Here is a 16,265-nt window from a genome sequence, read left to right as displayed (position 1 = left end):
GCAATATGCCTTTCAGTAAAATTACCGGGTTAGGCTTTTATGTGCCCGAAACCATAGTTACCAATAACGATTTGGCAGCGTTGATGGACACCACCAACGAATGGATAATTGAGCGCACAGGCATTCAGGAAAGAAGATTTTTTACAGCAGGAAAAGATAGCGTTTCCAACATGGCAGCCCGCGCTGCAAAGATAGCATTAGAGCGTGCAGGAAAAACACCTCAAGATGTGGATGCTATTGTTTTTGCAACCCTTACTCCAGATTATTATTTCCCCGGTTCCGGAGTGCTGTTACAGCGCGAATTAGGGCTATCGCGTATTCCATGCTTCGATATTCGTTCGCAATGCGGTGGCTTTATTTATGCACTTTCTGTTGCCGACCAATACATAAAATCGGGAATGTTTAAAACCGTTTTAGTAGCAGGCAGCGAAATTCAAAGCAACGTAATGGAAATAAGCGACCGCGGCAGAACCATGAGTGTAATTTTTGGCGATGGTGCCGGAGTTTGCGTAGTAGAAGCCCATCAAGAAAAAGGGAAAGGCATCCTTTCTACGCACTTGCACAGCGATGGTAATTTTGCAGAAGAACTATGCTGCAAGCTACCAAGTTCTAGTTTGGCAGATAGAGGACTTTCTGCCGATGCACAGCAAGCGGGCACTTTACTTCCTTACATGAATGGGAAATTGGTATTTCAATATGCAGTAAAATATTTCCCCGAAGTAATTCGCGAAGCCTTAACCCACAACCAACTTACAGAAAACGATCTAGATTTATTTATTCCGCACCAGGCCAATGCCCGCATTACAGAATATGTGCGCAAAGAAATGAACATGCCTGCAGAAAAAGTAATCAGCAATATTCACAAATACGGCAACACCACCGCAGCATCTATTCCAATTGCACTTACCGAGGCTTGGCAAGATGGTAAAGTAAAAGAAGGCAATCTGATAGCATTAGCAGCCTTCGGCAGTGGATTTATGTGGGGCAGTGCTTTAATACGGTGGTAATTGAATGACAGAAAGAAACACTAAAACAATTCTCTTTTCGTTTCCTTTGCCAATGTTTGTAAGCCGGAGTTTTTATTTTCTCTCCTTTCTATTTTTTACTGCTATTGCCACTGCACAGGAAACCGCCACCGTAAAAGGCGTAGTAACCACTCCCGATGGCAAAGGAGCCATTGTGAGCATTGTGGTTGAAGAAAACCAACGATTCTATACCAACTCCAACGACAAAGGCGAATACGAGTTGACTGTTCCTTCGGGCAACACTATTACACTCGTATTCTCATCGCTCAACACACTTACCGTTCGCCAAAAAATTACACCCAAAAAAGATGAAGTACTACAGCTGAATGCCGATGTACAAAGCAAGGTTAAAGAAATTAAAGCGGTTGAAATTATAGACCAACGCAAAAGGCAAGAAACAAGCACTACCGACATCAATGTAAAACAACAACTATTACCATCGGTAAACGAAAGTATTGAAGCCTATTTGGTAGCGCAAGCGCTTGGTGTGCAAAAAAACAATGAACTCAGCAGCGCTTACAGTGTGCGCGGTGGCAACTTCGATGAAAACTTAGTATATGTAAACGATTTTGAAGTCTATCGCCCATTCTTAATACGCAGCGGACAGCAAGAGGGCTTAAGTTTTGCCAACCCCAACATGGTGCAAAATATTCGTTTCACATCCGGTGGCTTCCAAGCCCGCTATGGCGATAAAATGAGCAGTGTAATGGATGTAACCTACAAGCGTCCTAAAAAACTTGGAGGTTCATTCAGCGCTAGTTTACTAGGCTTTGGCGGTCATTTAGAAGGTGTGTTCGATAAAAAACAACGCTTCTCTTTCATTGTGGGTGTGCGCCAACGTTTAAGCCAATACATTTTAAAAAGCTTGGAAACCTCAGGGCAATACAGCCCCAACTTTTTAGATGTACAGGGCTTTTTCAATTTTCAATGGAACGAAAAATGGAGCACCGAAATAATTACCCAATACTCGCGCAATAGTTTCGACTTTAAACCCGTTTCGCGCGAAACCACTTTTGGATTTATTACTGATGTAAAACGCCTAACCGTATATTACGAAGGTCAAGAAGCAGACCGCTACCAAACCTTCATGAATGGTATTTCACTAAACTACCAACCCAACGAAAATCTTCGTTTAAAACTACTCGGTTCTGCTTATCTCAACAACGAAAAAGAAGCCTTCGACATTTTAGGTGAATACTATTTAAGCCAAGTAGAAACCGATTTTAGTAAAGAAAGTTTTGGCGAAAATTTATACAGCTTAGGCGTTGGTGGATTACACAGTTGGGCACGCAACGAACTGCGTAGCGAAGTTTATGTGGCAGCCCACCGCGGCAGTTGGTTTAAAAACAACCACAACCTGCAATGGGGAGTAGATTACAAACGCGAATTTATTCAAGATAAAATTAGCGAATGGGATAGGCTTGATAGTGCTGGCTATTCACTGCCGCCATTTCCATTTACCACCGATGGCGAAAATGTTCGATTAAACTACATGCTTAAAGGCTCCACCACCTTAAAATCGAATCGCTTTAGTGCATTTATTCAAGATACATGGCGCTTTGGCGATTCTGTAAAGTACAGTTTAAACTATGGAGTGCGGTATTCCTATTGGGATTTAAATAAAGAGTGGCTCACCATTTCGCCTCGCGTTCAATTTTCTGTAAAGCCCAAAACAAAAGCAGATATCATCATCAATGTTTCCGGTGGCTTATACTACCAGCCGCCTTTCTACCGCGAAATGCGCAATATAAAAGGCGTTGTAAACACCAACCTACGTGCGCAAAAATCTGCACATGCCGTTGCCGGATTCAACTATGCCTTTAAAGCATGGAAACGGCCATTTAGCTTTGTAACCGAAGTTTACTACAAGTACTTGTGGGACTTGGTTCCTTACGATTTCAACAATGTGCTTATTCGCTATCAAGGGCAAAATTCATCTAAAGGCTATGCTGCCGGAATAGACCTCCGCTTAAACGGAGAATTAGCCGAAGGCGATGAATCGTGGATTAGTTTAAGTTTTATGAAAACTGCCGAAAACATTGCCAACGACCAATACATGGCATATTACGACAGTACCGGAAGAGAGATTTCCAATTCACGCACTTACCGCGATCAAATTACAGACTCTGCCATGGTAGATGTTGGCTCCATTCCTCGCCCTACCGACCAATTGGTAAATTTTGCACTCTTTTTTCAAGACCATATTCCCAGATTCAAATTCATAAAAGTACACTTGAATTTATTGATTGGTACTGGCTTGCCATTTAGCCCTCCGGGTAGCAGCAGGTATAGAAATGCACTGCGCATTCCTCCTTACAGAAGATTCGACATCGGCTTTAGCGGACAACTCTGGAGCAATGAATGGGCAAAGAAGAAAAACACCTTTGGCTCTTGGCTGAAAAATGTTTGGCTCTCGGTTGAAGTATGGAATGTATTGGGCATTTCAAACACCGTATCGTACATTTGGGTACGCGATGTTTCTAACAATCAATATGCCGTACCAAACTACCTCACCAGCAGAAGAATAAACGCCAAACTTGTGGTTAATTTCTAGCAGTACGCTACTGCCATTAGCACAAAACAGTTTATACTTTACGAAGTACTTCGCATACCTTTTCTACCGCTGGTGGCAAAACATCTAAATGTGTAACAAACCGAACATGAGTAGGCGAAAACGGCTGAACTCTTATGTTGTAATCCAATAGCTGCTGTGCAAATCGTATAGAATCTTCCACTTCGCAAATTACAATATTCGATGCTGCGGGCAATACCGATTTTACTTTTGAGCACTGCTGCAATGCCCTGGCAATTAACTGCGCATGTTGGTGATCTTCGTGCAAGCGTGCCACATGGTTATCTAAGGCATACACACAAGCTGCAGCCAAATAACCACTTTGCCGCATACCTCCACCCAATGCCTTGCGAATTTTTCTACAGCGCTTAATAAAATCTCCTTTCCCTGCCAGCAATGAACCTGCCGGTGCTCCTAGCCCTTTTGAAATACAAACCGATATGCTATCGAATATTCCATGCAATGCAGTAGTATCTTGCCTAAGTGTGGTAAGTGCATTAAAAATACGTGCCCCATCGCAATGATATTGTAAACTATGCTGGCGGCACACGCTGCCAATGGCACTAAGTGTTTCTATTGGATAAACTGCGCCACCACCTTTATTTACTGTATTCTCTACACACACCAAACGCGTATTGGGATGCCAATCGAAATCGGGCAAAACAAGTGCTTCCACTTCCTGTGGCTGCATAACACCGTTTACTCCGTTTGCAAGCCGCACGCTCACACCCGAAAGCATTGCCCACGCACCTGTTTCGTAATTATAGATATGCGAAAGCTTATCGCAAATTACTTCATCTAAAGGTTGTGTATGCGCCTTTATTGCAGCTTGGTTTGCCATAGTGCCCGAAGGAAAAAACAAAGCAGCTTCCATTCCAAACAAGGCTGCCGTTTTTTGCTCCAATTGCTGCACGGTAAGATTTTCACCAAACACATCATCTCCCGCATCCGCTGCAAACATAGCTTCCAACATTCCGGGCGTAGGTTTGGTTAAGGTATCGCTTCGCAAGTCTATTATCATACACTAAATGAAAAAATAATTTATTGAAATCCCATTTCTAATTTCCTTTCCTAGCAAGTCAATTTTTAGTTATGTTCATTTTATGTTTTAAAATTCACCCCGTTTTTAAAACAAAATCCAAACAATTTTTGTGATAAAATTTGCTGAATTGTTGCAGCAACAGTTCAGCATTTATATCGTAAAGTAAAAAGTGCGCAGTTGCATTCTACCGCTTGTTGTTCCTATTGTTTTACTCATAAGCAGCAACTTATGTGCACAAGAGAATATTGCTAAAAAAGATACCACAACACACAAAAAAACTGCCAAGCAAAAAGCAGAAAAAATCTTGAACAAAACGCTGCACATTATTTCGCTACTCAACTACAGCGACCGAACTTTCGACCGAACTTTTAGTGGCATAGAAGCCTACAAATCATATGAGGGCAAAGAAATTGAAAGAATTGATGTAGATATTTTACCACCATTTGGAGTAAGTATTGAAAAGCCCACCACCACACAATTTACCAAGTTCCAAAAGTTTGCCAACCGTATTCAGTTCAACACTAAAGAAAGAATAGTTCGCAACGATTTACTTTTTAACGAAGGCGAAAAACTCATTGCTCAAAAGTTTACCGACACCGAAAAAAACATGTGGCACGATGGCATTTACAAGGATTTAAGAATACTGGTGCTACCCTCCGAAGACACTTCCAAAGTAATTGTAAAAGTTACCGTACAGCAGCGCTGGAGTTGGAGTGTAAGCACCAGCGCTCGATTTGACCAAGCAGTACTAGGTATAGAATTCAAAAATATTGGCGGCTTCCCGCAGCGCCTTACACAACAAGTAGCAGCCAATTACAGAAAAGATAATCCCTATTCCATTTATGGAGAATATGAATACATAAACATTAGAAGAAGCAGAATAAACGTGTATGGAGAATATATTTACCAGCTTTTAGAAAAAGGAGCCAAGGTAGAGGTTAGCCGCAACTTCTACAGCTCCGAATCGCGCTGGGCAGCCCACTTTTTCACCGGCTTGTATCGCAACGAAGCTGTGGTTCCCAACTTGCTTGCCGATGCAATTCCGGGAAGAACCTTCTATAACTTCCAAGATATTTGGGCTGCATACGCATTGCCTTTAGCAGCACAAGATAAAAAGGGCGATATTCGGAAAATTGTTTTTGCAGCGCGTTACTACAGGCAAAACTATACCCAACGCCCATTCTCCATTAGCAACGATGGTTCTATTCGGTTCTTAAACAGGCATTATGTTTTAGGCAGCATAGGTTATGCCACATGGAATTATTTTCAAGATAGAGAAGTGTTTCTTAATGGCGGCTCAGAATACTTTCCGTTGGGCTTAAACTTTTCGCTCACATTTGGCACCGACTACGATGAAAAATATGGCGCACGCTTTTACCACAACTTTAGAGCAAGCTATGCGGCAGCCATTCCAAAACTATTCTACTTCACTACAGGAGTTAGCATTGGCAGCTATTTTAATGGTAATGAATTTCAACAAAAACTCTTCCGCTATCAGTTCCGTATGTTTACTAACAAAGTGCATTTCGGCAAGAAAATTTTCTTCCGCCAATTTTTGCATTTTAGAGCAAACATAGGCTACGACCGTCCTAAAGATCGCCTGCTGATACTAAATGATAACAACGGTATGCGCGGAGTATTTACCAGCCAGTTTTCTGCTTCTAAAATTTATAGCCTCACCCTAGAATCTGTGCTATACGGCAACTTTAAAGTATTAGGCTTTACAGGTTCTGTAGCGGTGTTTGCAGATTTGGGATGGCTGCAAAACGAACAACCGCACCAAATAAAAGCTATACAAGGTATTGGAGCTTCGCTGCGATTGCGCAACTTATCGTTTGGTATTGGCTATTTCGACTTTTCGATAGTGTTTTACCCACACCTACTGCAAACCACACAAAAACCTTACGCTGCAATGCTCACACCAGAGATGCTGAAAGGAATTTACCAAGAGAATTTATTTGAGTATAAATCTTTAGAACCGGAATACTAAATAGCGCTCACATTGCACCATATTGCTTCTATGCAAATTGCTGCAACAAAAAGTAATCTTTCCTTATTTTTACTGTGTACATGAACGAAGAAAGCAGCTCAGAAAAACTTCCGCTAAACCTCAAAAATATTTGGATTCCCGTGCTGCTGAGTGTTGGTGTTTCTATCTATTTAATTGCAGGCAACTTACAACTTTCCACCTTAAAAAGCATTACGCTTTCTCAGCAGTTATTGGTTGGATTATTCTTTGCATTGCTTACCGTTTCGCTGCGCGACTTGGCGTATATGTATCGTATAAAAACTATCACCGGCAACAAAATGAATTGGTGGGTAAGTTTACAAGTAATACTACTATGGGAATTTGGGAGTGCAGTTACTCCGGGTGCGGTTGGCGGCATTGCATTGGCATTATTTATCTTGCGCAAAGAAGGTATTAGTTACGGCCAAACCATAGGCACCATTTTACTGGCAACTATTCTTGATAACATTGCCTTTGTACTTGTTTTTACAATACTGTTTTTCTTACATGGCAGTGCCATGTTTAATGTAGATGCGCTCTGCCCCGACCTCGAAGGACATCCTATTTTACAAGGACTTCGGTCTCTCTCAAAAGGCGCATGGTTAGTATATATTGGGCAAATTGCCATTACTTCATTTCTAATTATAGGCCTATTGCTCAGCCCCGCCACAGCACAAAAATTTATCTACAAAATTAGCCGCATACAATTCTTAAACCGCTTTGAAAAAAGCCTGCGCACACTTGCCGATGATTTGGTAATTACCGCACATACTTTTAAAACATCGAGCCTTACCTTTTGGATAAAAATTTCGGCAGCCACCCTAATTACTTGGCTAAGCCGCTATGCATTAGCCAATGCGCTATTCATGGCATTTAGCCAAACTGAGTTAAATCACTGGGCAATTTTTGCACGCCAATATGTGTTATGGACTTTCTTGCTCATTCCCTCTACACCCGGAGCCAGCGGCTTGGCAGAGCTTAGTTTTATTGCTCTCAATTGCGAGTTTATGCCCGGTGGACTTTCTGCCGCCATTGCCACTGTTTGGCGCTTATTCAGCTACTACAACTATATTATTGCAGGCATATTAGTGTTGCCCAAATGGTTGAAACGGGTAAACAACTAACTTAAACCAATTATGCCAACACGGCAAAACGTAAACCCTGCTGCGTACTGGTATTAAAGGCGGTTGCCGTATCTTTAATGGTGTCTTCAATTGGTCTGAAGCGAAATGAAAACGCCTCTGTAAACCGTGCATTGCTATACTTAAAGTTAGTGGAGGCTATCAAATATTTCTCTGCCGTAAGCAGCGGTTTTTTATTAAAAACTACCGAAGCAATTCCTGAAAACAATATAACTGCATTGGCTATTACCGAACCCAAGCAGAAAGGAGGTGGTGTTACCTGCATTGCTTCAGCAACTTTTTCCATCAATGTTTTAAACGAAAGATTTTCGGCACTAATAATGTATTGAGTTCCGTTAGCAGCTTCATCCATTAAAATTTCCAATGCTTTGGCAGCATCGCGCACATCTACAAATCCATTTGAGCCAGCCGAATAAAACGGCAAACCTTTTTTGAGTTGAAGAAAGATACTGTTTGGCTCCATGTGCCACCATCCACCACCCAAAATAGTGGATGGATTTGCCACTACCACATTCAGTCCTTCGGCCTGTGCCCGCCATGCTTCGCGCTCGCCAAAATGTTTGCTTCTAAAATAATGTGCCACACCTTCGCTTTCGCTATAATCAGATTTTTCTGTAATTGTTTTTTCCGGTGTATGAAATCCAAACGCAGCTACAGAACTTACGTGTACTACCTTTTTCACGCCATTGGTTAAGGCTGCATTCATAACGTTGGCTGTGCCTTCTACATTTGTTTTATAGAGTGCGGTTCTATCTTTCTTAGAAAATGAAATGAGCGCTGCACAATGAAACACTCTATCGGCTTGCTTCATAGCAGTATCTAGTGCATCTATATCATTTAAATCGCCATCTACCCAGTGCACTTTTGCAGCCGCATCGCCTAATAGCGCCATACTGGAAGTGCTGCGCCTGAGTGCTATTACTTGCTCTCCTCTACCAACTAAATTACGAACCAATTGTGAACCCAATAAACCGGTGGCTCCCGTAATAAAAATCATAACTGTAAACCTACACGGTTTTAGGAAATAGACTACTTATTTTTTGGCTTTAGCGGCCTTTTTTTCTTGCTTCTTTAAATAAGCATCATCGCGTTTTTTGCCGCCAAAGAGCGATACATTAACATAGCGATACGGATTGGCTTTTACATCCTTTAGCAATACATCTAAACTCTTTACGGTAGAATCCAAATCGGCATATAACTTATCGTCTTTAATAAGTTTACCAACGGTTCCTTTGCCGTTGTTTATATCGCCAACAATGCCTTGCAATTCAGCAATGGCGTTGCGGGCATTTAAAATAGTTCCTTTTAAATCTGCTGCGGCAACCGAATCGCTTATCTCGGCAACATTTTTAAGTAGTCGAGAAATATCGGTATTGCTTTTTTGCAGATTTCCGGTAATACCTTCAATATTTTTAAGTGAATTTTGAATACTTCCATTGGCGGCCAACACTTCAAACTCTTTGGTAATTTTTTCGATGTGCGCCAACGATTTATTCAAATTTGCTACAGCATCACGAATACTGGCATCCTCACCAGATTTAAACATAGAATTTATCTCGCGCAGTGTAATTTCCATTTCACCCAATACACCGCCTACTTTTGCCATTACGGGATTCAGTTTTTCAGAAATTCCTCCTAGTAAATCGCTTTGATATGCAGATTGAACCGTGTCGAGATTATCCAATATTTTGGGTGATTTCCCAAGCTCAATATCCAATACTTTTCCGCCCAAAAAATCGGTTGAAAGAATGACGGCACGCGAATCCGCAGGGAGTGGAATATCGTCATCTACCGTAAACTCAACTGTAATTTTTCCGTTAGAAGGATTGTACTTCATATCCGAAACCAAACCTATCTTGTAGCCATTCACTACCACTTGATTTGATTTATACAATCCATCTACTTTATCGTAAACAGCATAGTATTTATTCTTGGCAATAAACAAGTTTTCGCCTTTTAAAAAGTAAAATCCTAAAATGAAAATGACAACGGTGATTACACTGAAGATGCCGACTTTGGTTGCGTTATTCACGGGCAGTTTTATTAAATCGAATTAAATCAAAAATAAAGGTTTAGGTGGCTTTAGCAAATTGTTCTGTTTTCCAAAAGCGCAAAAGCAAGGTTTCTATTAACAAAAAGAACAATGCTGCCAATAAAAAATAGCGCCATAGTGGCTTTGCATGTACTGCATCTGCCAGCTTTTTCCCCGAAGCGGTAAAAGCACCTGAAAGAATGTTTACATTGGTTGCATATTCATATGTTTTCTTTAAGTCGGCTGTGGTTGAAAACTGCATATTGCTTTCTGCCCTATTGTAATTAGCGGCTAAAATTGCAAGCGCGCTATCATTTCCTGCTTGCAGCAATTTATAGAACCCTCCGGTTTTAATTTCATCTCCGGGCGAAACAAGCGTAGTACTATTTGACGTAAACTGCTGCGGAATAATTTCTGTGTTTTCCCCTTTCAGTTTAAACACGTTTTCTTTTCCGGCTACTGCTCCAATGCTACATGCAGTGCGATTTCCAATAGTAAACACCCAAGAAGTATTTACATTTCCTAATACTGCCATTTTAAAAAGCATAGGTGCAAAAATTGCACTTACTGGCAACTCGCTTGCCTGCGCATCGGCAGCTACTGCGCTTACATACAGGTTCCCATTGCCATTTGTAAAGCGAGCTACCAACAAATCGCCCTCTTTGGTTTTAAGAATATCTTCACGGGTGGTAGAAATAGCACGGCTAAAAACAACATACTTATTCACTGCCGGATAGCGCATATTTTCCGGAGTTTTTTCAAACACATCTCTAAATATATTCTGCAATAAATTGATGTTTGCCGCAGTGGTTGGCGCTTCAGAAACGCCATCTATTTGTAATGCTCCATTGCTCAATAAAAACTTGTTGTAACTATCTTTCTCGGCATCAAATGGAGGAAACACCACTACAGTTCCGCCTTCTGCAATATAATGGCTTAGCTGCGCAGCCAACTCCGTTGAAATAACTTTTACGTTGCATAGTGCTACAAGTGCAAATTGCTCCATGTTAGTAATGGGCTTGCCCACAAGTGCTTCTTCTAAAACAAACTGATGGCTCTTTCCAAAAACAGCATGTATGTACTTATTGCTTTCATATTCGCTCAGGCTTAATACACGCCATGTTGCCACGGCATTAAAACTCAAATAAAAAGTATTATCAAACGCTACTGCATCTTCGCCTATCGACAACTGAACTTCATTCCAGCCTTCTTTTTCGGCCGCAAAACTAACTGTATCTATCACCGAACTTCCAGCCTCAATATTTAATGTTATCGTAGATTTTAACTGCCCATTCAACATAAGTGAGAGTGCGATATTTTCAGCATTCTCTGTGCCATAATTTCTCACCTTTACGGCAAGTGCAATATTTTTTCCTACCATTTGAAATGGCTCTGTAAAAAAGCAGGTGTCTATGGCTATATTAGACGATGTCGGAGCTTCTAACGGAACCAAATTCAACGTAAACATTGAATCTTGAAAAGCACCATTACCAAGCATGCTTTGCTGAAAATCGGAAATTAAAAACGCTGTTTTTTTACTGCCACCCTCTAATGCCAACACTTCACTTTGGCGCTTAGCAATGGCATCTATACTTTTAGATGAAGATGAAAATGAAACCTCATCTATGGCTGCCAATAATTCATCTTTACTCAATAAACGATTTTCGCTCCCGCTGAAATTATTGGTAAGCAATTGAAAGCGGTCTTGCTCATCAAAATTCTTAGCAATTTCTACCGCCAACTGCTTAGCCTTATCGAGCAGCGTAAAATTTTCACTCAGGCGGTTCATAGAAAAAGAATTGTCTATAAAAATGCTGATATAGTTTTTGCCGGAAGCAGATTGCGCCTTGCTTGCAGCTATAAAAGGCTGGGCAAATGCCATAATGAGTGCGCTCCACGCCAATAACCTGCACGCTAATACCAACAAGTGTTTCAGCCTATTACGCGAGGTGCTTTCTTGCTGTACTGCTTTTAAAAATCGCACATTACTAAAAAAAATAGTCTTATACCTTCTAAAACGAAAAAGATGGATGATGACCGGAATTGCCAGCAACAAAAATGCCCATAAGAACGAAGGATACAGCAGTTGCATATTTTAAAAAATGGAAGCCGCATTAGCGGCTTCCGTACTTACCGTCTGGGTGACTGGATTCGAACCAGCGACCACTTGCACCCCATGCAAGTGCGCTACCAGGCTGCGCCACACCCAGAAAAAAAGTTGGCATTCAGCTTGCTTACGCTTACTCTAAAAACAAATTCTTTTACACTTTGCCTCGTGCAATTTTTAGAACCTGCATGTCGTGGTGAGTTTCTCCCAAGAACGATTCGACAAACATATACATTCAGCACATTTTTTCTAACAGCATTTAAAGAAATTCAGAAATTTATGAAACTGCATTCCGCCAATTTGCACCTAGTCAAGTCTTTATTATTAGATGCCCTTACTCGGCACTGCACCAAATGCTTTTTTACTCAAATGCCTTTCATCCAACATATCAACTCCGATCTTCAAATCTTTTAGCAGCCATTCTTCATTAAAAAAATGATTTTCGCACTGCAAAACAAATGCAACCATGAGTGAAATAAACCGTGCAGAAGCACCTGCTATTAGTGCAATAGAAACCGTATCGCTGCCCGCTATTGAGTATATTACTTTAGATAACGGCATTAAAGTATATGCCATTCCTTCAGACAATTGCGATGTAGTTAAATTTGAACTGGTTTTTAAAGCCGGCAAATGGTTCGAAGAAAAAAACCTGGTTGCCGATTTCACATCGCGCATGTTGCGCGAGGGCACCACAAGCAAAAGTGGAAAAGCACTGGCCGACTTCTTTGATTTTTATGGTTCTAACTTTAACACCTCCGCAGGCGCAGAAGTAGCATCAATGAGCATTTATTGCTTAAGCAAACACCTGCAACAGCAATTGCCCACTATGTTTGAAGTGCTTACTGAAAGCATTTTTCCTGAAAATGAATTACACACTATTATCTCCAACCGAAAACAGAGGCTTGCAGTAGAATTAGAGAAAAACGATTTTTTATCGAATCGCCAGTTTGTACAAGCTGTTTGGGGGGCGCAACATCCTTTCGGAAGAGTAACGCAAATGCAAGATTTCGATGCGCTTTCTTGTAGCGATTTAAAGAATTTCTCAACACAATTTTACAATGCATCTAATTGCTTTATGATGCTGGCGGGCAATTACAGCCAAGCCATGCTTGAAGATATAAACCGCATTTTCGGACAAAACAATTGGAAGGGAACACCCGCCCAAGAAAAAACATATAAGATTGAGAGCAGCGTGCAAAAAACCATCCACCTCGAAAAAGCAGAAAGTGTGCAAAGCGCCATTCAAGTGGGTAATATTTCTCTACATAAAAAGCATCCTGATTTTATTCGCTTCATGGTAGCCAACACCATTTTTGGCGGCTATTTCGGATCGCACCTCATGGCTAATATTCGCGAAGAAAAAGGATATACCTACGGCATTCATTCTTCTCTTATTTCATATCCGCACGGTTCTTACCTAGATATCTCCAGCGAAGTAGGCAAAGAAGTTCGTTTGGCAACACTACATGAAATAGAAAAAGAAGTAAACATTATGCGAAACGAACCGGTAGATGATGAAGAATTAGAAACCGTAAAAAACTACATGAGTGGCAGAATTTTAAGAGGAGTAGATGGAGCCATCCGCTTTTCTGAAACACTCAAAGGTCTGCTGCTGCACGAGCAAGATGCTACACATATTCACCACTTGCTTAAAACCGTGCGTAACACAACTGCCGAAGATATCTTACAAGTATCGCAGCAGTATCTAAACTTCGATGACATGTATAAAGAAAGTGTGGGATAAGTAACATTGGATGCATTTGCGGTTAATATGTTTCCACTACTTGTAACAGAAGTATCAATTGAATGAACCCCCAAATCAATAGTAACAATACTATCACAATTGGCACTATTGGGCATAACATCAATTACGGTTTGTGATGTTGTATATATTGCTCCACTTGGAGCAATATAGCTACCACAAGCAGATTCAGTTATTAAACTAAAGGTACTTTGGCAACCTATATAATCATTAGGTTCAAGAATGGTGATTGAATCTGAAATAAAATTAATCATCCATATTGTACCGGGGAATATAGCAGAATCACCTTGAGTTGTTACGTCTAAAGGATCGTCTGCTCCAAAATTTGCAACAACAACTTATGCAGACCTATCACGAAACTGTCTATAAGTATTTTGCAAAAATGATAAGCCGCCTAATACACCTGAGGCAATACGATAAAAAGGCAAAACAAAAATGGCATTCAGCCCTAACGCAAATGAACATAATTGCCGAAAAGAATGACTCTTATCCAAAAGCCGCCTCACAGCCTAATCAATTTTCTTTTAGAAAAAATTAGCACAAAACTTCACATGAGCAAAACTATACAGCAAACCATGAATATCAGCGGGTTGTGCCCACTCATTCCGCATTGATTTTCAACAAAAATCACTTGCATTAAATTAGCGTTTTGATAGTATAAGGTTTCGGTTATTTTCGCACCACTTAAAAAAATTACATAACCAAATTTTCAATAAACATGAAGATTCTAGTTCCAATTACGAAAGTACCGGATACCACATCCAAAATTGCTTTCACCGACAACAGTACAAAATTCAGCAACGATGGCGTTACATTCATTATGAACCCAACCGATGAATGGTATGCACTTACACGCGCCATTGAATTAAAAGAAGCAAATGCCGACAGCGAAGTAGTAGTAATTAACGTAGGCGCACCAGACAACGAGCAAATTATTCGCAAAGCTTTGGCAATTGGTGCCGACCGCGCTGTGCGTGTAGATGCCGAGCCTACCGATGCCTTCTTTGTAGCTTCACAAATTGCAGCATACGCCCAAACAGAAAAATTCGACCTTATTGTTACCGGAAAAGAAACTATTGATTTCAACAGTTTTCAAGTAGGCGGCATGGTAGCAGAATTGCTAGACCTTCCTGCTGTAGCACTTGCAAGCAAACTCGAAGTTGCCGGAAACACCGCCACCGTTACACGCGAAATTGAAGGCGGCACAGAAACCGTAGAAGCCTCATTGCCATTGGTAGTTTGCGCTTCTAAAGATTTGGCACAAGCACGTATTCCAAACATGAAAGGAATTATGGCTGCCAGAACAAAACCATTACAAGTAGTTCCTGCTACCGCAGTTGAAAACAGAACAAACATTGTATCGTTTGCATTACCTGAAAAAGCAAAACAAGCTAAAATGGTAAGCCCGGATAATGTGGCAGAATTAGTGCGTTTACTCCACGAAGAAGCCAAAGTAATCTAAATAAAGGAGCAAAAAACTAAAGAGAAAAAACAGCATTATTCAATACAATAAATTTTTAAAGATGGCCATCTTAACATTCGTAGAAGTATCAGAAGGAAAAATAAAAAAAGCATCACTTGAAGCAGCAAGCTATGCATCTAAAGTTGCAGAAACCACCGGCACAGAATCGGTAGCACTAATTTTAGGCGAAGCATCTGCCGATGAAGCAGCATCACTCGGAAAAGTAGGCGTAAAAAAAGTACTCCACACAGCCGATGCTAGATTCAACGCTTTCGACTCTAAACTATTTGCAAAAGCTACTGCAGAAGCAGCCGAAAAAACCGGAGCAGATTTAGTGGTACTTTCGTTTAACCAAAACGGTAAACTTTTAGGACCACGCATAGCCGTACGCACAGGCGCTGGCTACGTACCAGGAGCAGCAGAATTACCTACTTTCGAAGGAGGAAAATTAACTGCCAAGAAAAATGTATTCTCTGGCAAAGCAGCTGCCAACTACCAAATTGCAACTGCAAAAAAAGTAGTAGCACTCACTCCAAACTCATTCCCAATTGCTAAAGGAGAAGGAGCCGCAGCCGTAGAAGCATTTACACCAAATGTTACCGATGCAGATTTCAGCATTAAAGTAAAAGGTGTAGATAAAGTTACAGGCACCATACCATTAACCGAAGCCGAAATTGTAGTAAGCGGAGGCCGCGGATTAAAAGGTCCTGAAAACTGGTGGATGGTAGAAAATTTAGCAACAGAATTAGGAGCAGCCACAGCTTGCTCTCGCCCTGTTGCCGATGTAGATTGGAGACCGCACCACGAACACGTTGGGCAAACAGGTATCACCGTTCGCCCCAACCTATATTTTGCCATTGGCATTTCCGGAGCTATACAGCACTTAGCCGGAGTAAACCAAAGCAAAGTAATTGTGGTAATAAACAACGATCCCGAAGCACCATTCTTTAAAGCAGCAGACTACGGTATTGTAGGCGATGCTTTTGAAGTAATGCCTAAGCTAATTGAAGAAATTAAAAAATTTAAAGCAGCACACTAAGCATCTACATAAACACTACAAAACCACACAGTTTAAGCCATTAGCTGTGTGGTTTTTTTATTTGGCAAGTTCGT

General features: G+C 40.9%; 11 protein-coding genes and 1 tRNA gene. 7 read left to right on the top strand and 5 right to left on the bottom strand.

Translation table 11 applies throughout. The annotated features are described in order from the left end of the window. Window positions 1-5 precede the first annotated feature (5 nt). Both KF872_01940 and KF872_01935 read left to right on the top strand, forming a co-directional pair. Window positions 6-1,007 carry a ketoacyl-ACP synthase III gene (locus KF872_01940; protein ID MBX2902288.1) on the top strand — a complete coding sequence of 334 codons (1,002 nt, stop codon included), beginning with the start codon at window positions 6-8 and terminating at the stop codon, window positions 1,005-1,007. A 4-nt stretch (window positions 1,008-1,011) separates the two neighbouring features. Then, the gene (locus KF872_01935) at window positions 1,012-3,579 is read left to right on the top strand and encodes a TonB-dependent receptor plug domain-containing protein (GenBank protein ID MBX2902287.1); all 2,568 of its coding nucleotides are present in this window, start codon (window positions 1,012-1,014) and stop codon (window positions 3,577-3,579) included. A 31-nt stretch (window positions 3,580-3,610) separates the two neighbouring features. On the opposite strand, the gene KF872_01930 is transcribed toward KF872_01935, so the two are convergent. Beyond that, window positions 3,611-4,615 carry an aminotransferase class I/II-fold pyridoxal phosphate-dependent enzyme gene (locus tag KF872_01930; GenBank protein MBX2902286.1) on the bottom strand — a complete coding sequence of 335 codons (1,005 nt, stop codon included), beginning with the start codon at window positions 4,613-4,615 and terminating at the stop codon, window positions 3,611-3,613. 193 nt (window positions 4,616-4,808) lie between these two features. On the opposite strand from KF872_01930, the gene KF872_01925 reads away from it, so the two are divergent. Next, complete coding sequence (locus KF872_01925; protein MBX2902285.1) at window positions 4,809-6,629, top strand: hypothetical protein; 1,821 nt, start codon at window positions 4,809-4,811, stop codon at window positions 6,627-6,629. Between the two features lie 80 nt (window positions 6,630-6,709). Further along, window positions 6,710-7,771, top strand: a complete 1,062-nt coding sequence (locus KF872_01920; GenBank protein MBX2902284.1) for a flippase-like domain-containing protein — start codon at window positions 6,710-6,712, stop codon at window positions 7,769-7,771. Between the two features lie 10 nt (window positions 7,772-7,781). Here the strand turns inward: KF872_01920 and KF872_01915 are convergent, their stop codons facing one another. The 4 genes from KF872_01915 to KF872_01900 form a co-directional block, all read right to left on the bottom strand. Continuing rightward, on the bottom strand, window positions 7,782-8,786 hold the full coding sequence (locus KF872_01915; protein ID MBX2902283.1) for an SDR family NAD(P)-dependent oxidoreductase: 1,005 nt from the start codon (window positions 8,784-8,786) through the stop codon (window positions 7,782-7,784). 36 nt (window positions 8,787-8,822) lie between these two features. Continuing rightward, window positions 8,823-9,821, bottom strand: coding sequence for an MCE family protein (locus KF872_01910; protein ID MBX2902282.1), 999 nt, complete (start codon window positions 9,819-9,821; stop codon window positions 8,823-8,825). A 40-nt stretch (window positions 9,822-9,861) separates the two neighbouring features. Continuing rightward, on the bottom strand, window positions 9,862-11,913 hold the full coding sequence (locus KF872_01905; GenBank protein MBX2902281.1) for a BatA domain-containing protein: 2,052 nt from the start codon (window positions 11,911-11,913) through the stop codon (window positions 9,862-9,864). A 44-nt stretch (window positions 11,914-11,957) separates the two neighbouring features. Continuing rightward, a tRNA-Pro gene (locus tag KF872_01900) sits at window positions 11,958-12,031 on the bottom strand. A gap of 363 nt (window positions 12,032-12,394) precedes the next feature. Here KF872_01900 and KF872_01895 point away from each other — a divergent pair. The 3 genes from KF872_01895 (at window position 12,395) to KF872_01885 (ending at window position 16,191) form a co-directional block, all read left to right on the top strand. Further along, window positions 12,395-13,672: an insulinase family protein gene (locus KF872_01895; GenBank protein MBX2902280.1), complete on the top strand. Its 1,278-nt coding sequence runs from the start codon at window positions 12,395-12,397 to the stop codon at window positions 13,670-13,672. A gap of 736 nt (window positions 13,673-14,408) precedes the next feature. Continuing rightward, window positions 14,409-15,152 (top strand): electron transfer flavoprotein subunit beta/FixA family protein, encoded by a 744-nt coding sequence (locus KF872_01890; protein MBX2902279.1) that lies wholly within the window; start codon window positions 14,409-14,411, stop codon window positions 15,150-15,152. Between the two features lie 61 nt (window positions 15,153-15,213). Next, window positions 15,214-16,191: an electron transfer flavoprotein subunit alpha/FixB family protein gene (locus KF872_01885; GenBank protein ID MBX2902278.1), complete on the top strand. Its 978-nt coding sequence runs from the start codon at window positions 15,214-15,216 to the stop codon at window positions 16,189-16,191. The last annotated feature ends 74 nt before the right edge of the window (window positions 16,192-16,265 follow it).

Source organism: Chitinophagales bacterium (assembly GCA_019638515.1).
Lineage (GTDB): Bacteria > Bacteroidota > Bacteroidia > Chitinophagales > LD1 > UBA7692.
This window is presented reverse-complemented; position numbering and strand designations above follow the sequence as displayed.